The organism is Erwinia sp. GW821-FHT03D09 (genome assembly GCF_059420805.1).
The window spans coordinates 147284-170457 of record NZ_JBWKUK010000004.1 but is presented as its reverse complement, the minus strand read 5'-3'; the positions used below and the strand labels follow the sequence as shown (position 1 = coordinate 170457).

Sequence of the window (23174 nt, the reverse complement as noted above, 5' to 3'; positions counted from 1 at the left end):
ATAAGTTAAACAAAAGCATTATCCCACTCAAGCTGAAAGGTGTCAGCTTGCAGAAAAGATGATCTAAATCATCATTTTCCTTAGCGACTCCCGTTATGCTCAATGTCATCAGAAGGAGCTGATAACACACTGAAAGTGACAGTCTGTTTTAAGATGCATTAAGACTCTGTCAGTAAACCATTAGAACGTTTTGCGCATTATCGCAAGCCCGCGTCCGGCAGCTGCAGTGTCGATGACTATACTTGCAAGTTCTGACTTGTTTACTAATAGAGTTTAACTTCCTCAGGAGAGCATTTATGGCCGTTACTAATGTTGCTGAACTTAACGCACTGGTTGAACGTGTTAAAAAGGCACAGCGTGAATACGCCAATTTCACTCAAGAACAAGTAGACAAAATCTTCCGCGCTGCCGCTCTGGCCGCTGCCGATGCCCGAATTCCACTGGCTAAAATGGCCGTTGCAGAGTCAGGAATGGGCATTGTTGAAGATAAGGTGATTAAAAACCACTTCGCTTCAGAATATATTTATAACGCCTACAAAGATGAAAAAACCTGCGGCGTTCTGGCTACCGACGATACATTCGGAACCATCACCATCGCTGAACCTATCGGCATTATCTGCGGTATCGTTCCAACCACTAACCCAACTTCTACCGCAATTTTCAAGGCGTTGATTAGCCTGAAAACCCGTAACGGTATTATCTTCTCCCCACATCCGCGCGCCAAAGACGCCACTAATAAAGCCGCTGATATCGTTCTGCAGGCCGCTATAGCCGCCGGTGCACCAAAAGACATTATTGGTTGGATCGATGCACCTTCCGTCGAGCTGTCAAATCAGCTGATGCATCACCCTGATATCAACCTGATCCTCGCTACCGGTGGCCCTGGCATGGTTAAAGCGGCCTACAGCTCCGGTAAACCCGCTATCGGCGTGGGTGCCGGTAATACACCGGTCGTGGTAGATGAAACGGCAGATATTAAACGGGCAGTGGCGTCAATTTTGATGTCGAAAACCTTCGATAACGGTGTTATCTGCGCTTCTGAGCAGTCGGTAATCGTCGTTGACAGCGTTTATGATGCAGTCCGCGAACGTTTCGCCAGCCACGGCGGCTACCTGCTGCAGGGTAAAGAACTGAAGGCCGTACAGGACATGATCCTGAAAAACGGCGCGCTTAACGCCGCTATCGTAGGTCAGCCAGCGGTAAAAATCGCCGAAATGGCCGGCATAACCGTTCCGGCGAGCACCAAAATCCTGATCGGTGAAGTCAAACTGGTTGATGAATCCGAACCATTTGCCCACGAAAAACTGTCTCCAACGCTGGCCATGTACCGCGCCAAAAACTTCACCGATGCGGTAGATAAAGCCGAGAAGCTGGTAGCCATGGGCGGTATTGGCCACACTTCCTGCCTGTACACCGACCAGGACAACCAGCCTGAACGCGTCAACTACTTTGGCGACAAAATGAAAACCGCGCGTATTCTGATTAACACGCCGGCTTCACAGGGCGGTATCGGTGACCTGTATAACTTCAAGCTGGCCCCGTCGCTGACGCTGGGCTGTGGTTCATGGGGTGGTAACTCCATTTCTGAAAACGTCGGACCTAAACATCTGATTAACAAGAAAACCGTGGCTAAGCGAGCTGAAAATATGTTGTGGCATAAACTTCCTAAGTCTATCTACTTCCGCCGCGGTTCGCTGCCAATAGCGCTTGAAGAAGTGGCAACCGATGGCTACAAACGTGCGTTTATCGTCACCGACCGCTTCCTGTTCAATAACGGTTATGCTGACCAGATTATCCGCGTGCTGAAGTCACACGGCGTGGAAACCGACGTATTCTTCGAAGTTGAAGCGGACCCAACGCTGAGTATTGTGCGTAAAGGCGCTGAGAAGATGAATTCTTTCAAACCGGACGTGATTATCGCGCTGGGCGGAGGTTCTCCGATGGATGCGGCGAAAATTATGTGGGTAATGTACGAGCACCCGGAAACCCACTTCGAAGAGCTGGCGCTGCGCTTTATGGATATCCGTAAACGCATTTACAAGTTCCCGAAAATGGGCGTGAAGGCCAAAATGGTGGCGATCACCACCACCTCCGGTACCGGTTCAGAAGTCACGCCGTTCGCCGTGGTGACCGACGACGCCACCGGCCAGAAATACCCACTGGCGGACTACGCCCTGACCCCGGATATGGCGATTGTTGATGCCAACCTGGTGATGGATATGCCGAAATCACTCTGTGCCTTTGGTGGACTGGATGCCGTAACCCACTCGCTGGAAGCCTATGTGTCAGTCATGGCAAACGAATTCTCCGATGGCCAGGCGCTACAGGCACTGAAACTGCTGCGGGAAAACCTCCCCGCCAGCTATCGCGACGGTGCCAAAAATCCGGTAGCTCGTGAACGCGTTCATAACGCCGCCACCATCGCCGGTATCGCCTTCGCCAACGCCTTCCTTGGGGTTTGCCACTCAATGGCGCACAAGCTGGGCTCTGAGTTCCACATTCCACACGGTCTGGCCAATGCGCTGCTGATTTGTAATGTGATTCGCTACAACGCCAACGACAACCCAACCAAACAGACAGCCTTCAGTCAGTATGACCGTCCACAGGCACGCCGTCGCTACGCTGAAATTGCTGACCATCTGGGTCTCAGCGCACCGGGCGACCGCACTGCGCAGAAAATTGAGAAACTGCTTGCCTGGCTTGAAGAGATGAAAGCTGCCCTGGGTATTCCAAAGTCGATTCGCGAAGCCGGGGTTCAGGAAGCCGATTTCCTGGCGAAGGTAGATAAACTGGCTGAAGATGCCTTCGATGACCAGTGTACCGGTGCCAACCCGCGCTATCCGCTGATTGCTGAGTTAAAGCATATTATGATGGATACATTCTACGGTCGCGCATTTACCGAATCTGGTAATGCAGCTACCGAAGCCGTGCAGGAAACCGAAATCAAAAAGGTTGAAAAACGCGCAAAGAAGTAACAGCGCACTAACGGATATAGCACTACGGTAAGAAACAATGCCGGTTACTTTACGTAACCGGCATTATTTTTAGCGGTAATAAATAGTTTGCCAGACAGAACGATTAGTTTGTCTTAACATCCCCTAGGAATCTTCTCAAGCCGGAAAAAAACCGGCTTTATCCTTCTGTGCTCTGCTGATTACCAAAAATAGCATGAGAGGAACCGCTTTCCAGCGCTTCGTAGTAATGCTTGCGGCAGACAGAAACATAACTTTCATTTCCTCCTACCTGTACCTGTACTCCCTCTTTAAACGGCTTACCCTGTTCATTAAGACGCAGGACCATTCCGGCTTTTCTGCCACAGTGACAGACAGTTTTTAATTCCACCAGCTTATCAGCCCACGCCAGCAGGTACTGGCTACCGCTAAATAATTCCCCACGAAAATCAGTACGCAGGCCGTAGCAAAGTACGGGGATATCCAGAAGGTCTACAACGTCGGCAAGCTCTTTGACCTGGGCACGCGTGAGAAACTGGCTTTCGTCCAGCAGGACACAATGAACGGCTTCGAGAAGACTCTCAGCCTTAATTTCACTGAATAGTGAAGTCTGGTTACTATAAAGCCTGGCGGGTGAAGAAAGGCCAATTCGTGAGCCAATCCGTCCGATACCGAAACGATTATCAAATTCAGCGGTATACACCATCGTACGCATCCCGCGCTCTTGATAATTATAAGAAGATTGCAACAAAGCCGTGGATTTACCGGCATTCATCGCCGAATAATAGAAATAAAGTTGAGCCATTGGCCCTTACTCCGCAGGTCATAAACGTAGGCGCGAAGTGTAACATAAACTTTGCATTCTGATGGTAATAAGCTAATTATTATTAGGTATTTAACGGCAACATAGGCCTGTTGGTTTGATATCCAATATCGATTTTATTTCTGCCATAATCGATAATCATCCGGCTTTTAAACTGTGTAATATGTGTCTATTAGTTGTTTTCTATTCCTCAGGCAATTAGCTATTGCAGTTCGCTATCGTCACCACTATTATTATCGGGCAAGAAGTATTCCTATCAATATAAATTAGAGAAGTGGACAATGAGCGAAGCACTTAAAATTCTGAACAACATCCGTACGCTGCGTGCACAGGCGAGAGAATGCAGCCTGGAAACTCTGGAAGAAATGCTGGAGAAACTGGAAGTTGTGGTTAATGAACGCCGCGATGAAGAGGATCAGGCGCAGGCCGAAGTTGAAGAACGCACTCGCAAACTGCAGCAGTACCGCGATATGCTGATCGCTGACGGTATTGACCCGAACGAATTACTCTCCAGCCTTGCAGCGGCCAAAGCACCAGGTAAATCCAAGCGTGCGGCGCGCCCAGCTAAATATCAATATGTTGAAGAGAACGGCGAAACGAAAACCTGGACTGGCCAGGGCCGTACCCCGGCAGTGATCAAGAAAGCAATCGAAGAACAAGGTAAGCAACTGGACGATTTCCTGCTGTAATTACTCCTGGAGTCCGCCTCTAATGCCACACATTATGTGTGCTTATTTAGTTTTATTATTTTATCACCAGGCATCAATAAAAAAGGAAGCGTAAGCTTCCTTTTTTATTGGTCATCAAACCTGATAAAAGTCTCTGTACCATCCCACAAAGCGCGCGACCCCTTCATCGACTAACGTCTGCGGCTTAAATCCGATAACCTCATACAGCGCGCGAGTATCTGCACTGGTATCCAGTACATCACCCGGCTGCATCGGCAACATATTCTTACTGGCCGTCTGACCCAGTGTATTCTCCAGTGCTTTTATATAGTCCATTAACATCACCGGCTGGCTGTTACCGATATTGTAGACACGATAAGGTGCTGAGCTGCTGGCCGGATTTCCCATTTCAACTGTCCAGCTTTCATCACGCTGAGGAATAACGTCCTGCAGGCGGAGGATGGATTCGGCGATATCATCGATGTAGGTGAAGTCTCGACACATTTCGCCATTATTATAAACGTCGATACTTTCACCCGCGAGAATAGCGCGAGTGAACTTAAACAACGCCATATCCGGGCGGCCCCAGGGGCCATAGACGGTAAAGAAACGCAGTCCGGTAGTGGGAATACCGTACAGATGAGAATAGGTATGAGACATCAGCTCATTGGCTTTTTTGGTTGCCGCATACAGCGATACCGGATGATCAACGGAATCATCCGTAGAGAATGGCAGTTTGCGATTCAGGCCATATACCGAGCTGGAAGAGGCATACAGTAAATGCTCAACCTGATTATGGCGACAACCCTCAAGTATATTTAAATGGCCGATAAGATTTGCGTCCGCGTACGCCAGAGGATTTTCCAGTGAATAACGCACACCGGCCTGAGCGGCAAGGTGAATTACGCGCTGGAAACGCTGCTCGCGAAACAGACTGGCAATACCTTCCCTGTCGGCAAGGTCAATTTTGATAAAGGTAAATCCGGGATGGTTGTTAACCAGATCGAGCCGGGCAGTTTTCAGATTAACATCGTAATAATCGTTCAGGTTATCGATACCGATAACCTGGTGACCGGCATCAAGCAGGCGTTGAGTGACGTGAAAGCCAATAAATCCTGCTGCGCCGGTAACCAGATATTTCATACTTGCCTCTTAATTATGCAATGTTTAGAGATGCTCCGCGGCCAATTGCATAATAGACAAAACCGCGTTTGCTGATCCTTTCTGGATCATACAGGTTACGACCATCAAAAATCACGGCTTCTTTCAGGGCATCTTTAATCACATCAAAATCAGGTGCGCGGAAGTTCTGCCACTCGGTGCAAATCACCAGGCCATCAGCACCCTGCAACGCTGCTTCTTTGGTTCCCATCAGCTTCAGATCGCTGCGGTGACCGTAGATACGCTGGGCTTCATCCATCGCTTCCGGGTCGAACGCTTGTACGGTCGCCCCCGCCTGCCACAGTGCTTCCATCAGCACCCGGCTTGACGCTTCACGCATGTCATCGGTGTTAGGCTTAAATGACAGGCCCCACAGAGCGAAGGTTTTGCCCTGAAGGTTGTCACCGAAATGACGTTTGATGAAGCTCGGCAGCTTGTTCTTCTGCGAATCGTTAACATCCTCTACTGCCTGCAGCAGACGCGGCGTGTAGCCAATCTGCTCGGCGGTACGGATCAGCGCCTGCACATCTTTCGGGAAGCAGGAACCGCCATAGCCGCAGCCAGGATAGATAAAGGAGTAACCGATACGCGAATCTGAACCGATCCCCTGACGAACTTTCTCAACGTCAGCGCCCAAAAGCTCGGCCAGGTTGGAGATTTCATTCATAAAGCTGATCTTGGTTGCCAGCATGCAGTTTGCCGCATACTTGGTCAGCTCGGCACTGCGGATATCCATCAGGATCATACGATCGTGATTGCGGTTGAATGGCTCATAAAGCTCACGCAACAGCTCAACAACTTCATCGTTGTCGGTACCAATAACAATACGTTCAGGACGCATACAGTCGTTGACTGCCGCACCCTCTTTCAGGAATTCCGGGTTAGACACAACATCAAAGGTCTGTTCAACACCGCGTCCTTTCAGCGTCTCTTCCATCACCTGACGCACGCGGTCAGCTGTCCCTACCGGTACGGTAGATTTATCCAGAACCACTTTGTGCGAAGTCATGTGCTGGGCGATGGTACGCGCCACGGCAGTGACATACTTCAGATCGGCAGAGCCGTCTTCGTCCGGCGGCGTTCCCACGGCGATAAACTGCATCACACCGTGCTTCACCCCTTCCTCGGCGTTCGTGGAGAACTTCAGGCGGCCAGCCTCATAATTCTGCATCACCAGCGGAGTCAACCCTGGTTCAAAAATTGGAATTTGGCCTTTCTTAAGATTTTCGACTTTATTTGCGTCAACATCAATGCAGAGAACGTCATGTCCAACTTCTGCCAGAACAGCAGCCTGCACCAGTCCGACGTAACCGATACCAAATACGGTGACTTTCATTATGTTGTCCCGGTTAAAATGAAATTATTTTTTACTGCCTACTGTGCTTTCCAGCCACGCTTTGAAATCACTGCCCAGCGTGTTGTGGCGAACGCCGTACTCAACGAATGCCTGCATGTAACCCAGTTTGTTACCGCAGTCGTGGCTGACGCCTTTCAGATGATAGGCTTCAACGGTTTCTTTTTCCATCAGCATAGCGATAGAGTCGGTCAGCTGGATCTCATCACCGGCACCCGGAGGGGTTTTCGCCAGCAGTGGCCAGATGTCCGCAGACAGAACGTAACGACCCACTACCGCCAGGTTAGACGGAGCCCGATCGGCTTTAGGCTTCTCAACCACACCCACCATCGGCGCGCTTTCACCAGCTTTCAGCTCGGCACCTTTGCAGTCAACAACACCGTAAGCGGTTACATCAGCAACCGGCTCAACCATGATCTGGCTGTTTCCGGTTTCATCGAAGCGGCGGATCATGTCGGCCAGGTTATCTTTCGACAGGTCGGATTCATATTCGTCCAGAATCACGTCCGGCAGGATCACGGCAACAGGCTCGTTACCCACCACCGGCCACGCGCACATCACCGCATGTCCCAGACCTTTGGCCAGCCCCTGACGAACCTGCATAATGGTCACGTGCGGTGGGCAGATTGACTGAATTTCTTCCAGCAGCTGGCGCTTAACGCGTTTTTCCAGCATGGCTTCCAGTTCAAAACTGGTGTCAAAGTGGTTTTCGATGGAATTTTTAGAAGAATGCGTAACCAGCACAATTTCAGTAATTCCTGCCGCGATACACTCGTTAACGACATACTGGATTAACGGCTTATCAACCAGCGGCAGCATCTCTTTCGGGATCGCTTTGGTTGCTGGCAACATACGTGTTCCCAAACCCGCAACCGGGATTACCGCTTTTTTTACTTTGGACTTATAGGCAGACATCGAAGTACCTCTCATTAGGCCGTTCAAGTTATTACTTGATATATCGAGTTTAAAAACAGAGTGAGTATACCAGTTAGACCCGCGCGGATTTATCCTGGTAAATTCATTTATGCAAAAATAAGACTATTACCCAAGTGTAAAGCTTATCAATGCCTCTGTCTTGCCGGGCGAATAGAAAAGAGCGTGACTGGTTAATCCGTACTCAGCATTAATCGCAGCCGGCCACCAGCGCCCCACACCTGGCACTGCCAGGCATCACAACGCTGGCTGATTTGATTAAGATGCGTACTGCCCAGCGTGCCGAGCGGCACACCGTTGCTAAGTTGAATTTGCTGGCTGTGGATACTGAGTGCGGCATTCAGCCCGGCGGAAACCAGAATCAGATTTTTCAGGTCGCGGTTATAATAACCAACCAGTAAAGGAAATTGTCCTTCCAGATTTACCTGACGTAATAATTGATTAACCTGAGTAAGCAATCCGCTTAACTCAGGTAAGCGCTGAGACTGACCGGACAATTGCTCCTGAATCAGGCCGTTAAATAATGCACGCAATAAAAGTGCGGCCAGCACGCCATTATCTCCGGCACGGGTCACATCCAGACAATAAAATGCCAGATCCTTCTCTGATAATGCCGCCACATCAAGCACCAGACCCGGCTGTTCGGCCATCGTCAGCTGCCGATAGTTTACGCGACAGTGGGCGATGGTCTGCTGGACCGGCGGCTGTAATTGTTGCAAAAGTTTAGCGGCGGCAGAAGGGTCGCGTACCAGCGCATCCCAGTCCTGGAACAGCTGTTCATCCTCTTCAACTTTTGAGGTGAACATGGAAGGGTAGAGGCACTCGAAGACAACCTCTCGCAGACGAGCCAGATCTTTAACCGGCTTCAACAGCACATCCTGTACACCAAGCCGCAGAACTTTGGCAATGTCAGACATGTTTTCAGTGGCGGAAATCACCAGAATGGGCAGAGTCTGGCCTTTACTGCGCAGGTGGCTGACCAGCGTTAAACCATCCATATTCGGCATGGCAAGATCGCAAATCATCATATCCGGCTGACTTCGTCCAAGAAGCTCGAGAGCCTGAACGCCGTCATCCGCCAGGCTTATTTGCGCGCCGAGTGAGCTGAGGAAGTTATCAAGCAGGGAGCGGAAAACAACTTCGTCCTCAACGATGAGAATGCGTTTTCCACTTAACGGTTTTTCCATTGTTCTCCCCAGCAAGACAGATACCTCAATAGTGGTCTATAAATCGCAGATTTGCCTCTCTGAATTGGCTCTCTCCGCACGATAAATTGATTACGCTATTGTCTGTCGCGTACAAGTGGCAGTAATTCATCCATTTTCTTTTCTACTGACAGTCTTCCTGCCTCAATGGCTTCATCGGCGCGATGAAAATCCAACGTGGATATTTGAGGGCAGAACGGCTGTAGTAGCACATCCGGCGGGTCGCCTGCCATACGGTTGCGCTTCAGGCGATTCTCTAACACCTGTATCGAGGTTGACATAATTTCCATTGCGCTCGGGGAGTGATTCACTTTTCGCTGCACTAACCGCCCCAGTCCCTGGCGAAGCCGCCCGCCCCAGCTGTGCGGCTGGATAACCTCTTCTTCTCCTTCGGGTTGCGGCGTGACGGAAAACAGATCCTGCTGCATAAGGTGCGCATCGTGCTGCAGATCGACAGCAATTACAATATCGGCCCCCAGGGCACGCGTTAAGGAAATCGGCACCGGGTTGACCACTGCACCATCAACCAGCCAGTACCCGTTCCAGGCAACCGGAGACAGCAGGCCGGGGATACTGCACGAGGCTCTGACAGCCTGATGGAGATCGCCTTCCGTCAGCCAGAGTTCTCGCCCGGTGCTTAGATTCGTGGTCACTGCGCCAAACGGCAGACTGCACTGTTCAATATTATCTTTTTTAATCAGTCGCTTAACGTGACTGAACACACGTTCCCCACGCAGAAGGCCCCCGCGCTGCCACGAAAGATCCATCAGGCGAATTACCTGCCAGTAGCTGAACGAGCGTACCCAGGATTCCATTAGGGGCAGCCTTCGGCTGGCGTAGGCAGCGCCTACCAGCGCGCCAACGGAACAGCCCGCGACAACATCAACACGAATACCAGCCTGTTCGAGGGCGTTAATCACACCGATATGCGACCAGCCCTTCGCCGCACCCGAACCCAGCGCCAGTCCGATTTTAATCTTTCTCATTCCACCTCTGGCATGAATATCTGCATCCATTTTACTACCACACCCCAGCGGTAAACAGACTCAACAGAGGGTTCAGAACGATCAAAATGGCATCGCTGCCTCTGGTCGGTTACCATCAGCTCACAAATTCTGAATTAACCGTATTGAGTGAGCTGGAGCCAACGTGTCTGAACCTTGTCCATGCGGTAGCGGAGTACATTATAGCTTATGTTGTGAATCGTATCTAAAAGGTGCGTCACTCCCTGCAACACCGGAAGCATTAATGCGTTCCCGCTACTGTGCCTACGTCAAACGTAACACTCGCTATCTGATCGATAGCTGGCACCCTTCCTGCCATGCAGAGCGCTTTGCAGAGAGCATCGAAGAGAGCTATGCCGCCACAGAATGGCGTGGACTTAACGTGATCGACAGTGAAATCATGGCTGATTCTGCCCAGGGATATGTCACGTTTTTCGCGCGCTTTACGGAAAATAAACGCGAAAGCTTTATTCATGAACGTTCGCGCTTTCTTCGTGAGGAGCAACGCTGGTACTATATCGACGGAACCTTCCCGCCAATCGGGCGCAACGATCAGTGCCCTTGTGGCTCTGGCAAAAAATACAAGAAATGCTGCGGTCACAACTGACCCTGATTTCCCTTTTGTATCGACAGGATTACCATCGTAATGCAAGCGCAAACACTGCAACGAAAAGTTTTACGCACCATCTGCCCGGATGCTAAAGGGCTGATCGCGAAAATTACCAACATCTGTTACAAACACGAACTGAATATCGTCCAGAACAATGAGTTCGTCGATCACCGTACCGGGCGCTTCTTTATGCGTACCGAACTGGAAGGCATCTTTAACGACACCACCCTGCTGGCCGATCTCGACAGCGCACTCCCTACCGGATCGGTTCGCGAGCTGCAGCCAGCCGGCCGCCGCCGCATTGTTATTCTGGTGACTAAAGAAGCCCACTGCCTCGGCGATCTGCTGATGAAAAGCGCCTACGGCGGACTCGATGTCGAGATTGCTGCCGTTATCGGCAACCACGAGACGCTGCGCACGCTGGTTGAACGTTTTGATGTACCGTTCGTGCTGGTCAGTCACGAAGGACTGACGCGTGAAGAACACGACAATAATATGGCGGCGGTCATCGATCGCTATCAGCCGGACTATGTGGTGCTGGCGAAATATATGCGCGTGCTGACCCCGGCGTTTGTTCAGCGCTACCCGAACCAGATTATCAATATTCACCACTCGTTCCTGCCGGCTTTTATTGGTGCCCGTCCTTATCACCAGGCCTATGAGCGCGGCGTAAAAATCATCGGTGCAACCGCGCACTACGTGAATGATAATCTGGATGAAGGCCCAATCATCATGCAGGACGTGATCCACGTGGACCATACCTACACCGCCGAAGATATGATGCGCGCGGGCCGCGACGTGGAGAAAAACGCGTTAAGCCGTGCGCTATATCAGGTGCTGGCACAGCGCGTATTTGTTTACGGCAACCGCACGATTATTTTGTGATGCCGATACTGCTGTTTTGCCTTACAAAACAGCAGTTCGGGCAAAAAATCGGCGAACGCGCTATTTTATGAATAACGGGGCTTTACAGCGTCAGTTCATTTGTTATGATGCGCCCCGCTTAACGAGCACAGTAGTAAGGCCAGTGGTGGGGTTCCCGAGCGGCCAAAGGGAGCAGACTGTAAATCTGCCGTCATCGACTTCGAAGGTTCGAATCCTTCCCCCACCACCATTTCAACCACGCTTTTTGGCTGAAATACGTCTTCACTTCCTCTGCGACTGAAGAAGTGATAGGAAAATGACATCTGTTTTGTTTTCTCTTTACTATACATTGTTAAGACGCTTCCCCTGGTGGGGTTCCCGAGTGGCCAAAGGGAGCAGACTGTAAATCTGCCGTCATCGACTTCGAAGGTTCGAATCCTTCCCCCACCACCATTTCGAGCTTCATCTTTGTTCCCCCTGTTTTTCATTCCATCACCTTAAGATGACTGCTGGCATCTCGTCATCGTTCAGTGCGCCTTTTCATCCAGGCAACAGATGACATTTCTGCCAGATTTCTGCTAACATTCCGCCATCTTTTCGCCACGAAATGACCTACGCTATGAAATTTGTCTCCTTTAATATCAACGGGCTACGCGCTCGTCCGCACCAGCTTGCCGTCATTGTTGAACAACACCAGCCGGACGTTATCGGCCTGCAGGAAACCAAAGTTCACGATGATATGTTCCCGCTGGAAGAGGTTGCGAAGCTCGGCTACAACGTGTTCTATCACGGCCAGAAGGGCCACTACGGCGTTGCCCTGCTCTGTAAAGCGCCGCCGGTTGCCGTGCGCCGTGGTTTCCCCGGAGATGATGAAGACGCTCAGCGCCGTATTATTATGGCCGACATCGAAACGCCATCGGGGCTGCTGACGGTCATTAACGGTTACTTCCCTCAGGGGGAGAGCCGCGATCACCCCATCAAATTCCCGGCAAAAGAGAAATTCTATCGCGATCTGCAAAGCTACCTCGAGCAGGAACAGAGCCCGACCAATCCGGTGCTGATTATGGGCGATATGAATATCAGCAGCAGCGATCTGGATATCGGCATCGGCGAAGACAACCGCAAGCGCTGGCTGCGCACCGGGAAATGTTCGTTCCTGCCGGAAGAGCGTGAATGGATGGATCGCCTGATGAACTGGGGGCTGGTGGATACCTGGCGCGCGGCAAATGCCGAAGTGAACGACCGTTTCTCCTGGTTCGACTACCGCTCTAAAGGCTTCGATGACAATCGCGGTCTGCGCATCGATCTCCTGCTGGCCAGCCAGCCGCTGGCGGAGCGCTGTACGGCAACCGGGATTGACTATGACATTCGCAGCATGGAAAAACCGTCCGATCATGCGCCTATCTGGGCACAGTTTGAATTCTGATGACCAACATTAACGAGCTGGAAGTGGTGGCGGCGCTAATCCTGCGCGACGGCAAGATCCTACTGGCTCAGCGCGGGCTGCAGGGCGATCAGCCGGAGCTGTGGGAGTTTCCCGGCGGTAAGGTAGACGCCGGGGAAAGCCAGCAGCAGGCGCTGACCCGCGAGCTTAAGGAAGAGCTGGCGATCGATGCCGTGATTGGTAATTACATCGCCAGTGAAAGCCGGGTGATTGGAGAACGCAAAATCAATTTGCATGCGTGGCTGGTGACCGACTTCAGCGGAGAACCGACGGCTCTCTGCCATCAGGCACTGAACTGGGTTAAACCGGCAGAGGCCTTCAGCTTTGCGCTGGCCCCTGCCGATATTCCGCTACTTCAGGCTTTTTTGGATCGCTAAGCTTTACGGCCCGTTACTCCTGATTGCCTGATTGCCTGATTGCCTGATTGCCTGATTGCCTGATTGCCTGATTGCCTGATTGCGGGAGTTTATCGCGAATATCCCCCAACGGAATGCCAAAAGGTCAGACTTGATCCTGGCCAGAGTCCACATTGCCCGACCGCCCTGCCTTGCCGCTTCCTGCTTTAGACGAAGCCGCTTTATGACGCGGCTTCTTCGCCTGGCCTGACGACGGCGCGGGCAGTCCGCGGAAGGCATGCGCCGCAGGCTGCTGGCGAGCCTGATGGATCAGCGAGTGCAGCGTATCTACCAGCGGCTGCATAAAGTCCTGATAGCGGCACTGCTTCTCGCTGATTTTGGTCAGCGTCGATTCCCAGTGCGCGGTCATATCCGGCCGGGCAGCCATTTCAGGTAAGGAGTGGATCAGCGCCCTGCCCGCCGGGCTGGAGTGAATATAGCGCCCTTTCTTGAACAGGAAGGTGCGTTTAAACAGCAGTTCGATAATACCCGCCCGCGTCGCTTCAGTGCCCAGACCGTCGGTGGCGCGCAGCACCTTTTTCAGATCTTTATCCTGTACAAAACGCGCAATCCCGGTCATCGCCGACAGCAGTGTAGCATCGGTAAAGGGGCGCGGCGGCTGGGTCTGTTTCTCCACCACTTCACCGCGTTCGCACAGCAGTTCATCACCCTTAGCAACCACCGGCAGCGGCGTGCCGTCGTTTTCTTCGTCGCGCTCTTTGCTGCCAAGCAGCGCGCGCCAGCCCGCTTCCGCCAGGAATCGCGCTTTGGCGATAAATTTTCCCCCGGCGATATCCAGCTCAATCACACATTTACGGTAAACCGCATCAGGGCAAAACTGCATCAGATACTGGGTGGCGATCAGCCGGTAGATACGCTGTTCGTTCTCATTCAACGAAACGCGGCTGCTGCGCGCGGTCGGCACTATCGCGTGGTGCGCGTCCACCTTTTTGTCATCCCAGCAGCGGTTACGAATATCACTATTAAAATCGACGGGCGGCGTCAGGTCCGGCTGATGGCTGCTAATCGCGTTCAGCACCGCGTGCCTGCCGGAAAAATGCTCATCAGGCAGATAGCGGCTGTCCGAACGCGGATAGGTGATCAGCTTGTGGGTTTCATACAGCCGCTGGCAGGTATCCAGCACCATCTGGGCGCTCAGGCCAAACCGCTTACCGGCTTCAATTTGCAGACTGGAAAGCGAAAACGGCAGCGGCGCGGTGTCATTTTCACGTTTGTCGTTATAGCTGCTGACCAGCGCAGGCTGACCGCCAATGCGCGCGACCACATGATCGGCAAGCGGGCGATGCAGCAATCGCCCCTCTTCATCCTGATACGGTTCGCAGGACTCACTGGGCTGCCACAGGGCAACGAAACGCTCGTCCTGCGGGGTGACGATGTGCGCCTTCACCTCGAAGAAATCTTTCGCCACAAAGTTTTCAATCTCTTCATCGCGGCGAACCACCAGCCCCAGCACCGGAGTTTGCACTCTGCCGACCGACAGGACGCCATCATAGCCAGCGTTGCGCCCCAGCAGCGTGTAGGCGCGGGTCATATTGATACCGTACAGCCAGTCGGCGCGTGAACGCGCCAGCGCCGAAACACACAGCGGAATAAATTCACGATTCTGCCGCAGTCGGCCAATGGAACGCTCCACCGCCTGCGGGTTGAGGTCGTTAATCAGACAGCGCTGCACGGCCGCACGTTTTTCCGCCGGTAAGGTCAGGTAGTCCAGTACTTCATCCACCAGCAGCTGACCTTCACGGTCCGGGTCACCGGCATGAACCACTTCGCTGGCTTCATCGAGCAGCTTTTTTATCACGTTAAGCTGCTTCGCCACCGACGGGCGCGGCTGCAGCTGCCACTTTTCCGGCACAATGGGTAAATCGACCAGTGACCAGCGGGCAAAACGGCTGTTATAGCTGTCTGGCTGCGCCTGCTCTAACAGGTGGCCCACGCACCAGGTCACGACCTGATCATTTCCGCAGGCGATAAATCCATCACCGCGGCGGTGAGGTTTAGGCAGGACATCCGCAATCGCGCGGGCAAGGCTGGGTTTTTCGGCAATAAACAGACGCATCCGGGACTCAATTCCTGCTCAGGGTTTAATTTCAATCATGGCTCGTCCGGTTTGAGCCTTTTTCAGTTCACCAATTGCGGTCAGTGAAACCGCATGTTTTTCTGCGGCGGCGAGCAATGCCGCTTCCGCTTCGGGTAATACCGCCATCAGCAGACCACCCGACGTTTGCGGATCGCACAGCAGGCTGCGCTGTGTCTGGCTCATCTCGCCAATAAGCTGACCATAGCTGGCAAAATTGCGCGCCGTTCCCCCCGGCACGCAGCCCAGCTCGATATAGTCATCAACACCGGGCAGCCGCGGTATCGCACTGAACTGCACGTCGGCCTGCAAACCCGCGCCCTGACACATCTCACTGAGATGGCCAAGCAGACCAAAACCGGTGACATCGGTCATTGCGCAGACGCCGGTGATCCCTGCGGCATCCGCGCCCAGCAGGTTTAGCCGGCACATCACCTCCGTCGCCAGCCCCTGATGTTCCGGCCGCAGCAGCGCTTTCTTTTCCGCGGTGGTCAGTACGCCAATACCGAGCGGCTTGCTGAGCCACAGGCGGCAGCCCGCCTGCGCCTCGCTGTTTTTCTTCACCTGGCTGGAATCAACCACCCCGGTGACCGCCAGGCCGAAGATCGGCTCCGGCGCGTCGATCGAATGCCCACCAGCCAGGCTAATCCCGGCCTGCTCGCAGACGCTGCGCCCGCCTTCAATCACCCGCCGGGCAATTTCCGGCGATAAAACGTTTACCGGCCAGCCCAGAATGGCAATCGCCATAATCGGTTTTCCGCCCATCGCCCAGACATCGCTGATTGCATTGGTGGCGGCAATGCGTCCGAAATCGAAAGGATCGTCCACGATCGGCATAAAGAAATCGGTTGTGCTGACCACCGCTGTACCGTTACCCAGATCGTACACGGCCGCATCATCCCGGGTTTCATTGCCGACCAGCAGATTAGGATCGCGCCTGAGTGGATGATCGCTATGCAGAATGGTATCTAAAACCTGAGGAGAGATTTTGCAGCCACAGCCTGCACCATGGCTGTACTGCGTCAGGCGGATGGCATTCTGATTCATGAAGGAGGTCCCTTTTAGCTTCACCAGATATTATGGTAGCGGATTGGGCAGACGGGTGTAAGCCTGCCGACCTTAATCGCGGACCATTCGCTTATTATCCCGGCGAATTGCAGGGCCGCTCACAACCCTGACGGTAAAAAGGACCTGATTCAATCAGAAATAGCTGACAAACGGCGCGCTCTCGACGGGCAATACGGTGGTCGCTGCTTTCAGCTGCGGAGTACCCAGATAGAGGAAGCCGACAATGGCATCCTGCGGGCGGCAGCCGAAGGCCTGGCGAACGGATTCATCTTCGGTCCAGGCACCGCTGCGCCAGATACCGTTGAAGCCCTGAGCAGCGGCAGCCATCTGCATGGCCATCACCGCACAGCCCGCCGAAACGACCTGTTCCCAACGCGGTACCTTGGGATGGTCCTCGCAGCGGGCAACGACGGTGATGATCATCGGGGCGCGATACGGTGCCTGTTTCGCTTTTTCGATCGCTTTATCGTCCAGACAGGCTTCACGCGACAGGTTTTCCAGCAGCGCACTGAGGCGATCGCGACCTTCGTTTTCAACGATGATAAAACGCCACGGTTGCAGCGTGCCGTGGTCGGGTGCGCGCATACCGGCACGCAGAATATTGTCCAGCGCTTCGCCCGCCGGAGCGGGATCGGCCAGGCGTGAGGCCGAACGTCGATTAACCAGTAAATCCAGAGCGTCCATAATTTCCTCCTGATGGGGGCGTAAAGTGGACTGAAACTAGCACAGGATGATGTTTTGTTACAGCATTGTCCTTTTTCCTGCTGACAATTCAGCCCCTGCTATTTAGGATGTTGAACGTTACTGTCTGTTAAGGAGCGCGTTAACTTTAACCCTGAACCCTGACGGGCATTTGTTGCGATTACGGAGAGTCTATGCGCATGTTGTGGCGAGCTATCGCTGGTATTTTTAAGTGGACGTGGCGGGGACTGAATTTTGTCCGCGAATTTATCCTCAATCTGTTTCTGATCCTGCTGATCCTGGTCGGTGCCGGGATTTGGTTCCAGATGAGCAGCAGCTCATCCACGGCAGAAGTGAAGAAAGGTGCGCTGATTGTCGATCTCAGCGGCGTAGTGGTGGATAAACCTTCCGTCAGCAACAAATTCAGTAAGCTGAGCCGTCAGTTGATCGGTGCCAGCAGCGATCGCCTGAAAGAAAATTCACTGTTTGACGTCGTGGATGCCATTCGTCAGGCAAAAGAGGACAGCCGTATTACCGGTATTGTGCTGGATTTGCGCAGTTTTGCCGGCGGCGATCAGCCTTCGCTGCAGTATATTGGTAAGGCCCTGCGTGAGTTCCGCGACAGCGGCAAACCGATCTTTGCAACCGGTGACAGCTACAGCCAGTCGCAGTATTACCTTGCCAGCTTCGCCAACAAAATCTACCTTTCCCCTCAGGGAACGGTTGACCTGCACGGCTTCGCCACCAACAGCCTGTACTATAAAACCCTGCTGGACAAGCTGAAGGTGAATTCCCATGTCTTCCGCGTTGGTACCTATAAGTCGGCGGTCGAGCCTTTCCTGCGTGATGATATGTCACCGGCCGCTCGCGATGCCGACAGCCGCTGGGTTGGCGAACTGTGGCAAAACTACCTCAATACGCTGGCCGCTAACCGCCAGATTACCGCCGATCGGGTCTTCCCCGGCGCCCGCGGCGTGTTGGACGCTCTGCAAAAGGTAGGCGGTGATACCGCCCGGTACGCCAAAGAGAGCAAGCTGGTCGATGAACTGGCTTCGCCGTCCGTGGTGAATCAGCAACTGGTGAAAACCTTCGGCTGGGATAAAGAGGCAAAGGACTACACGGGGATCAGTATTTATGACTATCCGCTGAACAATACCGAAACCACCGAAAGCAACAGCAAAGGCAACATCGCGGTTATCGTTGCCAACGGGGCGATAATGGACGGTGAAGAAACGCCGGACAGCGTCGGCGGCGATACCACCGCCGCCGAAATTCGCCGGGCGCGCCTGGATGACAATATCAAAGCCATTGTGTTTCGCGTGAACAGCCCGGGCGGCAGCGTCACCGCATCTGAAACCATCCGTGAAGAGCTGGCTGCGGCAAAAGCGGCAGGTAAACCGGTAGTGGTTTCCATGGGGGGGATGGCCGCATCCGGTGGCTACTGGGTATCAACCCCGGCCAACTACATTATTGCCAGCCCGAACACGCTGACCGGTTCTATCGGCATCTTTGGCGTGATCAACACGGTGGAAAACTCGCTGGACAGCATTGGCGTTCACACGGACGGGGTTGCCACCTCGCCGCTGGCCGACGTGACGCTGACCAAAGCACTGCCGCCGGAAGTGCAGGAAATGATGCAGTTAAGCATCGAGTACGGCTACAAAAACTTCATCAGCCTGGTGGCGAAATCACGTAACAAAACCCCTGAGCAGGTTGACCAAATCGCCCAAGGCCACGTCTGGACCGGCAGCGATGCCAAAGCCAACGGCCTGGTCGATGCGCTGGGTGACTTTGACGATGCCGTGGCGAAAGCCGCCGAACTGGCAAAAGTGAAGCAGCCACAGTTGGACTGGTATCAGGAAGAACCGGGGCTGCTGAATACGCTGTTCAGCCAGATGGATATTCGTGCCTCGCTGCCGGCGTCGCTTAAGGCGCTGCTGCCGGCACCGCTGCTTGACGTGGTTTCCGCAATGAAAAAACAGCCGGGGCTCATGGGCGAGCTTAACGATCCGCAAAACCGCTACGCGTTCTGCCTGAACTGTGGTGATGTGAAGTAGTTCACTAAGCAGCCCGACCGCTACCGGTTGGGCTGCTTTTCACCCGCTTTCCCCTTATACTGCGCGTTTTCGGCAAGTCTGAGTTTACCTATGCAAAAAAAATCGATTTATGTCGCCTATACCGGCGGAACCATCGGCATGCAGCGTTCTGAGCACGGCTACATTCCCGTTTCAGGCCACCTGCAGACCCAACTGGCGAACATGCCCGAGTTCCATCGTGCTGAGATGCCCGATTTCACCATCCATGAGTATCAGCCACTGATTGACTCGTCGGACATGACACCGGAAGACTGGCAATCGATTGCTGACGATATCCAGAAGAACTACGATCGCTATGACGGCTTCGTCATCCTCCACGGCACTGACACCATGGCATTCACCGCTTCCGCACTGTCGTTTATGCTGGAAAATCTGGCCAAACCGGTGATTGTGACAGGGTCACAAATTCCGCTAGCGGAACTGCGTTCTGACGGCCAGCAGAATCTGTTGAACTCGCTCTTTGTTGCGGCAAACTACCCGATTAACGAAGTGGCGTTGTTCTTCAACAACACGCTGTATCGCGGCAACCGTACCACCAAGGCCCACGCTGATGGTTTCAGCGCCTTTGCCTCGCCTAACCTTGCGCCATTGCTGGAAGCCGGTATTCACATTCGCCGCCTGAATACCCCACCCGCTCCAGCGGGCAAAGGTGAGCTGATCGTTCACCCGATTACGCCACAGCCGATTGGCGTGGTGACGATTTACCCGGGCATTTCCGCTGAAGTGGTGCGTAACTTCCTGCGCCAGCCGGTAAAAGCGCTGATCCTGCGTTCTTACGGCGTCGGTAACGCACCGCAAAATAAAGAGTTCCTTGCAGAGCTGAAAGCCGCTTCCGATCGCGGTATTGTGGTGGTGAACCTCACGCAGTGCATGTCCGGCAAAGTGAATATGGACGGCTATGCCACCGGTAACGCACTGGCACACGCCGGTGTCATTAGCGGGGCCGATCTGACCGTAGAAGCGACGTTGACCAAACTGCACTATCTGCTCAGCCAGGATTTAACCAGTGATGAGATCCGCCAGCTTATGCAGCAAAATCTGCGCGGTGAGCTGACCGAGGACTAACCGGAGAAAAAGGCATGAGCGTACGTCAGGCACTGGTATTGATCGATTTACAAAATGACTTTTGCCCCGGCGGCGCGCTGGCGGTGGCTGAGGGTGATGCGACGATAAGCGTCGCTAACCGCCTGGCGGCGGAGTTCAGGCAGCGCGGTGAACCGGTGATCGCCACCTGTGACTGGCATCCTGTCGGGCACGGCAGCTTTGCTTCAACCTGTGGAAACGCCCCCGGCACCTGCGGGGAGCTGGACGGTTTGCCGCAGGTCTGGTGGCCGGATCACTGCATCCAGCACAGTCGTGGAGCCGAGCTGCATCCGGGGCTGGAGCAGTCCGCTATCACCCTGCGTGTCTACAAGGGGGAAAACCCTTTGGTGGACAGCTACAGCGCCTTTTTCGATAACGGCAAACGTCAGGCAACGATCCTGGAACGCTGGCTGAAGGGGGAAGGGATTACCTCACTGACGGTCATGGGCCTGGCGACCGACTACTGCGTTAAATACAGCGTGCTGGATGCGCTGTCGCTGGGCTTTAAGGTCACGGTCATAGCGGAGGGTTGCCGCGGCGTGAATTTGCACCCGGATGACAGCACTGAGGCGCTGAAAGCGATGCAAAATGCCGGTGCGGTCATTCAGTAAACGCCAAAATCAGGCAGATGTGCTGAACGCTCAACTGCCTATTCTTTGAACGAATTATTCTTGCAGGAATAATTACTGTAATTGGATACGCGTTACATCTTCATCGCCGATACCGAACTCTTCTTTCAGCTGTTTTTTACTCTTCATTACGATTTCCCCGCCCTTCGCTACGCTCATATGCTGCGGGTCGTCGTTATGCTTTGCCTGCCACAGCAGCACCAGCTGCAGGCTGTTTTCCTTCTGCTCCGGCGTCAGGGCGACACCGTCAGCCCATTTACCGGTTTCAACCGCAGTGGCCAGGCGCTGATAAATTTCCGGAGTCATACCGGCAATGATTTCATCGAGTTCCATTACAGTTCCATTAACCTTTAGTGATGTTACCGTCATCGTCGCTAAAACTCAGCGATGCGGAATTAACGCAGTAACGTTCGCCGGTTGGCTGCGGGCCGTCCGGGAACACATGGCCCAGGTGGGCGTCACAACTGCCGCAACGAATCTCAACACGCTGCATTCCGTGAGTATTATCATCAAGATAGCGAATGGCCTCGTCGCTATAAGGTTCGTAAAAACTCGGCCAGCCGCAGCCTGAATCGTACTTTGACGCGGACAGAAACAGTGGAGCCTGGCACACCAGGCAGTGATACAGACCTTGCTCTTTGTTATGCAACAGTTTACCCGAATACGGTGGCTCGGTACCACGCTGCTGGGTCACGTAACGTTGCATTTCGTTGAGTTCATTTTCGGGTGAAATAGGGGATTTCTCATTAGCCATGGTAGACTCTCTGGCAGTGTTATTTATGAAGACTTCGCTTAGCATTCTAACAAATACTTAACAAGATCAGGTGAATTTTTCTCTTAAGGTGCGGGAGAGGAATCGTTCAGAGACATAATTGCGACTCAGATCACCTTTTACAATATGCTCCCCTTTATATTCGGGTTAAGTGCCTTAAGATCACGGTTGTGTCGGCGTCAGGAAATGGACTTTTTTTGAATAATTCCTGGTCATGAGTTTGACCTGTAGCAATAATTGACACGATTCCGCTTGACGCCTGGTAAGCTTTTTGTAATTTTACTGCCAACCTTTTATTCACTATCAACTAGCTGGTGGAATATATGACTATCAAAGTAGGTATCAACGGTTTTGGCCGTATCGGTCGCATCGTTTTCCGTGCTGCTCAGGAACGTTCTGATGTAGAAATCGTTGCGATCAACGATCTGCTGGACGCAGAGTACATGGCTTACATGCTGAAGTATGACTCAACTCACGGTCGCTTCAACGGCACTGTAGAAGTCAAAGACGGTCAACTGGTTGTTAACGGTAAAACCATCCGTGTTACCGCTGAGCGCGATCCTGCTAACCTGAAATGGGACGAAGTGGGCGTTGACGTTGTTGCTGAAGCAACCGGTATCTTCCTGACCGACGAAACCGCGCGTAAACACATCCAGGCTGGCGCCAAGAAAGTTGTCCTGACTGGCCCATCTAAAGATGACACCCCAATGTTCGTTATGGGTGTAAACCATAAGTCTTATGCTGGCCAGGATATCGTTTCTAACGCTTCCTGTACCACCAACTGCCTGGCACCGCTGGCGAAAGTGATCAACGACAAGTTCGGCATCGTTGAAGCATTGATGACCACCGTGCACGCAACTACCGCAACTCAGAAAACCGTTGATGGCCCGTCTCACAAAGACTGGCGTGGCGGCCGCGGCGCAGCTCAGAACATCATCCCTTCATCTACCGGTGCTGCAAAAGCCGTAGGTAAAGTGATCCCTGAGCTGAACGGTAAACTGACCGGTATGGCGTTCCGTGTTCCTACCCCTAATGTTTCCGTAGTTGACCTGACTGCACGTCTGGCTAAACCTGCTTCTTACAAAGAAATTTGTAATGCAATCAAAGCCGCTTCTGAAGGCGAACTGAAAGGCGTTCTGGGCTACACCGAAGACGAAGTGGTTTCTACCGATTTCAACGGTGAAAAACTGACTTCAGTATTCGATGCTAAAGCAGGTATCGCGCTGAGCGACACCTTTGTTAAACTGGTTTCCTGGTACGACAACGAAACCGGTTACTCTAACAAGGTACTGGACCTGGTTGCTCACATCGCCAAATAAGGCGTTCTGAACAGAACCA

General features: G+C 53.0%; 21 protein-coding genes and 2 tRNA genes. 12 read left to right on the top strand and 11 right to left on the bottom strand.

Translation table 11 applies throughout. From position 1 onward, the window contains the following. Positions 1–296 precede the first annotated feature (296 nt). Positions 297–2975, top strand: coding sequence for a bifunctional acetaldehyde-CoA/alcohol dehydrogenase (gene adhE, locus AC07U6_RS05365; protein WP_494762870.1), 2679 nt, complete (start codon positions 297–299; stop codon positions 2973–2975). Between the two features lie 157 nt (positions 2976–3132). On the opposite strand, the gene AC07U6_RS05360 is transcribed toward adhE, so the two are convergent. Beyond that, a complete protein-coding gene (locus AC07U6_RS05360; RefSeq protein ID WP_494762871.1) occupies positions 3133–3756 on the bottom strand; it encodes a thymidine kinase in 624 nt (207 codons plus the stop codon). Positions 3757–4055: 299 nt separating this feature from the next. Here AC07U6_RS05360 and hns point away from each other — a divergent pair, with 299 nt between their 5' ends. Beyond that, positions 4056–4463: a histone-like nucleoid-structuring protein H-NS gene (hns, locus tag AC07U6_RS05355; RefSeq protein ID WP_494762872.1), complete on the top strand. Its 408-nt coding sequence runs from the start codon at positions 4056–4058 to the stop codon at positions 4461–4463. 114 nt (positions 4464–4577) lie between these two features. Here the strand turns inward: hns and AC07U6_RS05350 are convergent, their stop codons facing one another. From AC07U6_RS05350 to rssA, 5 genes are all read right to left on the bottom strand, one after another. Further along, positions 4578–5585, bottom strand: coding sequence for an NAD-dependent epimerase (locus AC07U6_RS05350; protein ID WP_494762873.1), 1008 nt, complete (start codon positions 5583–5585; stop codon positions 4578–4580). Positions 5586–5598: 13 nt separating this feature from the next. Further along, a complete protein-coding gene (locus AC07U6_RS05345) occupies positions 5599–6939 on the bottom strand; it encodes a UDP-glucose dehydrogenase family protein (RefSeq protein WP_494762874.1) in 1341 nt (446 codons plus the stop codon). A gap of 24 nt (positions 6940–6963) precedes the next feature. Further along, the gene (gene galU, locus AC07U6_RS05340; protein ID WP_494762875.1) at positions 6964–7872 is read right to left on the bottom strand and encodes a UTP--glucose-1-phosphate uridylyltransferase GalU; all 909 of its coding nucleotides are present in this window, start codon (positions 7870–7872) and stop codon (positions 6964–6966) included. A gap of 191 nt (positions 7873–8063) precedes the next feature. Beyond that, positions 8064–9077 (bottom strand): two-component system response regulator RssB, encoded by a 1014-nt coding sequence (gene rssB, locus AC07U6_RS05335; RefSeq protein ID WP_494762876.1) that lies wholly within the window; start codon positions 9075–9077, stop codon positions 8064–8066. Between the two features lie 95 nt (positions 9078–9172). After that, positions 9173–10081 carry a patatin-like phospholipase RssA gene (gene rssA, locus AC07U6_RS05330; protein WP_494762877.1) on the bottom strand — a complete coding sequence of 303 codons (909 nt, stop codon included), beginning with the start codon at positions 10079–10081 and terminating at the stop codon, positions 9173–9175. Positions 10082–10244: 163 nt separating this feature from the next. On the opposite strand from rssA, the gene AC07U6_RS05325 reads away from it, so the two are divergent. The 6 genes from AC07U6_RS05325 to AC07U6_RS05300 all read left to right on the top strand — a co-directional run bounded on the left by AC07U6_RS05325 (position 10245) and on the right by AC07U6_RS05300 (position 13394). After that, a complete protein-coding gene (locus tag AC07U6_RS05325; RefSeq protein ID WP_494762878.1) occupies positions 10245–10706 on the top strand; it encodes a YchJ family protein in 462 nt (153 codons plus the stop codon). A 39-nt stretch (positions 10707–10745) separates the two neighbouring features. Next, entirely contained in the window at positions 10746–11594 is an 849-nt protein-coding gene (gene purU, locus AC07U6_RS05320; protein WP_494762879.1) for a formyltetrahydrofolate deformylase, read from the top strand. A 144-nt stretch (positions 11595–11738) separates the two neighbouring features. Then, positions 11739–11823: transfer RNA gene (locus tag AC07U6_RS05315), tRNA-Tyr, on the top strand. A 118-nt stretch (positions 11824–11941) separates the two neighbouring features. Continuing rightward, a tRNA-Tyr gene (locus AC07U6_RS05310) sits at positions 11942–12026 on the top strand. Between the two features lie 166 nt (positions 12027–12192). Further along, positions 12193–12999, top strand: a complete 807-nt coding sequence (gene xthA, locus AC07U6_RS05305; protein WP_494762880.1) for an exodeoxyribonuclease III — start codon at positions 12193–12195, stop codon at positions 12997–12999. Then, a complete protein-coding gene (locus AC07U6_RS05300) occupies positions 12999–13394 on the top strand; it encodes a pyrimidine (deoxy)nucleoside triphosphate diphosphatase (RefSeq protein ID WP_494762881.1) in 396 nt (131 codons plus the stop codon). The genes xthA and AC07U6_RS05300 overlap by 1 nt, the downstream gene beginning before the upstream one ends. 124 nt (positions 13395–13518) lie before the next feature. Here the strand turns inward: AC07U6_RS05300 and AC07U6_RS05295 are convergent, their stop codons facing one another. From AC07U6_RS05295 to AC07U6_RS05285, 3 genes are all read right to left on the bottom strand, one after another. Beyond that, the gene (locus AC07U6_RS05295) at positions 13519–15489 is read right to left on the bottom strand and encodes a DNA topoisomerase III (RefSeq protein ID WP_494762882.1); all 1971 of its coding nucleotides are present in this window, start codon (positions 15487–15489) and stop codon (positions 13519–13521) included. A gap of 18 nt (positions 15490–15507) precedes the next feature. Then, positions 15508–16554 (bottom strand): selenide, water dikinase SelD, encoded by a 1047-nt coding sequence (selD, locus tag AC07U6_RS05290; protein WP_494762883.1) that lies wholly within the window; start codon positions 16552–16554, stop codon positions 15508–15510. A gap of 153 nt (positions 16555–16707) precedes the next feature. Continuing rightward, positions 16708–17259, bottom strand: coding sequence for an NAD(P)H nitroreductase (locus AC07U6_RS05285; protein WP_494762884.1), 552 nt, complete (start codon positions 17257–17259; stop codon positions 16708–16710). A 191-nt stretch (positions 17260–17450) separates the two neighbouring features. Between AC07U6_RS05285 and sppA the strand changes: the two genes are divergently transcribed. The 3 genes from sppA (at position 17451) to pncA (ending at position 21046) form a co-directional block, all read left to right on the top strand. Then, positions 17451–19313 (top strand): signal peptide peptidase SppA, encoded by a 1863-nt coding sequence (gene sppA, locus AC07U6_RS05280; protein WP_494762885.1) that lies wholly within the window; start codon positions 17451–17453, stop codon positions 19311–19313. A 90-nt stretch (positions 19314–19403) separates the two neighbouring features. Next, complete coding sequence (gene ansA / locus AC07U6_RS05275; RefSeq protein ID WP_494762886.1) at positions 19404–20417, top strand: asparaginase; 1014 nt, start codon at positions 19404–19406, stop codon at positions 20415–20417. Positions 20418–20431: 14 nt separating this feature from the next. After that, positions 20432–21046 carry a bifunctional nicotinamidase/pyrazinamidase gene (gene pncA / locus AC07U6_RS05270; protein ID WP_494762887.1) on the top strand — a complete coding sequence of 205 codons (615 nt, stop codon included), beginning with the start codon at positions 20432–20434 and terminating at the stop codon, positions 21044–21046. A gap of 72 nt (positions 21047–21118) precedes the next feature. Here the strand turns inward: pncA and AC07U6_RS05265 are convergent, their stop codons facing one another. Together AC07U6_RS05265 and msrB are read right to left on the bottom strand one after the other, a co-directional pair. After that, on the bottom strand, positions 21119–21397 hold the full coding sequence (locus AC07U6_RS05265; protein WP_494762888.1) for a YeaC family protein: 279 nt from the start codon (positions 21395–21397) through the stop codon (positions 21119–21121). Between the two features lie 10 nt (positions 21398–21407). Continuing rightward, positions 21408–21818 carry a peptide-methionine (R)-S-oxide reductase MsrB gene (gene msrB, locus AC07U6_RS05260; RefSeq protein WP_205064395.1) on the bottom strand — a complete coding sequence of 137 codons (411 nt, stop codon included), beginning with the start codon at positions 21816–21818 and terminating at the stop codon, positions 21408–21410. A 341-nt stretch (positions 21819–22159) separates the two neighbouring features. Between msrB and gapA the strand changes: the two genes are divergently transcribed. After that, positions 22160–23155 carry a glyceraldehyde-3-phosphate dehydrogenase gene (gene gapA / locus AC07U6_RS05255; RefSeq protein WP_494762889.1) on the top strand — a complete coding sequence of 332 codons (996 nt, stop codon included), beginning with the start codon at positions 22160–22162 and terminating at the stop codon, positions 23153–23155. The last annotated feature ends 19 nt before the right edge of the window (positions 23156–23174 follow it).

Coding starts and splice junctions, on each gene's coding strand:
- adhE (WP_494762870.1), top strand. CDS start 297: ATGGCCGTTACTAATGTTGCTGAACTTAACGCACTGGTTGAACGTGTT.
- msrB (WP_205064395.1), bottom strand. CDS start 21,818: ATGGCTAATGAGAAATCCCCTATTTCACCCGAAAATGAACTCAACGAA.
- galU (WP_494762875.1), bottom strand. CDS start 7,872: ATGTCTGCCTATAAGTCCAAAGTAAAAAAAGCGGTAATCCCGGTTGCG.
- purU (WP_494762879.1), top strand. CDS start 10,746: ATGCAAGCGCAAACACTGCAACGAAAAGTTTTACGCACCATCTGCCCG.
- AC07U6_RS05285 (WP_494762884.1), bottom strand. CDS start 17,259: ATGGACGCTCTGGATTTACTGGTTAATCGACGTTCGGCCTCACGCCTG.
- selD (WP_494762883.1), bottom strand. CDS start 16,554: ATGAATCAGAATGCCATCCGCCTGACGCAGTACAGCCATGGTGCAGGC.
- AC07U6_RS05350 (WP_494762873.1), bottom strand. CDS start 5,585: ATGAAATATCTGGTTACCGGCGCAGCAGGATTTATTGGCTTTCACGTC.
- pncA (WP_494762887.1), top strand. CDS start 20,432: ATGAGCGTACGTCAGGCACTGGTATTGATCGATTTACAAAATGACTTT.
- xthA (WP_494762880.1), top strand. CDS start 12,193: ATGAAATTTGTCTCCTTTAATATCAACGGGCTACGCGCTCGTCCGCAC.
- rssB (WP_494762876.1), bottom strand. CDS start 9,077: ATGGAAAAACCGTTAAGTGGAAAACGCATTCTCATCGTTGAGGACGAA.
- hns (WP_494762872.1), top strand. CDS start 4,056: ATGAGCGAAGCACTTAAAATTCTGAACAACATCCGTACGCTGCGTGCA.
- ansA (WP_494762886.1), top strand. CDS start 19,404: ATGCAAAAAAAATCGATTTATGTCGCCTATACCGGCGGAACCATCGGC.
- gapA (WP_494762889.1), top strand. CDS start 22,160: ATGACTATCAAAGTAGGTATCAACGGTTTTGGCCGTATCGGTCGCATC.
- AC07U6_RS05345 (WP_494762874.1), bottom strand. CDS start 6,939: ATGAAAGTCACCGTATTTGGTATCGGTTACGTCGGACTGGTGCAGGCT.
- sppA (WP_494762885.1), top strand. CDS start 17,451: ATGCGCATGTTGTGGCGAGCTATCGCTGGTATTTTTAAGTGGACGTGG.
- AC07U6_RS05295 (WP_494762882.1), bottom strand. CDS start 15,489: ATGCGTCTGTTTATTGCCGAAAAACCCAGCCTTGCCCGCGCGATTGCG.
- rssA (WP_494762877.1), bottom strand. CDS start 10,081: ATGAGAAAGATTAAAATCGGACTGGCGCTGGGTTCGGGTGCGGCGAAG.
- AC07U6_RS05265 (WP_494762888.1), bottom strand. CDS start 21,397: ATGGAACTCGATGAAATCATTGCCGGTATGACTCCGGAAATTTATCAG.
- AC07U6_RS05300 (WP_494762881.1), top strand. CDS start 12,999: ATGACCAACATTAACGAGCTGGAAGTGGTGGCGGCGCTAATCCTGCGC.
- AC07U6_RS05360 (WP_494762871.1), bottom strand. CDS start 3,756: ATGGCTCAACTTTATTTCTATTATTCGGCGATGAATGCCGGTAAATCC.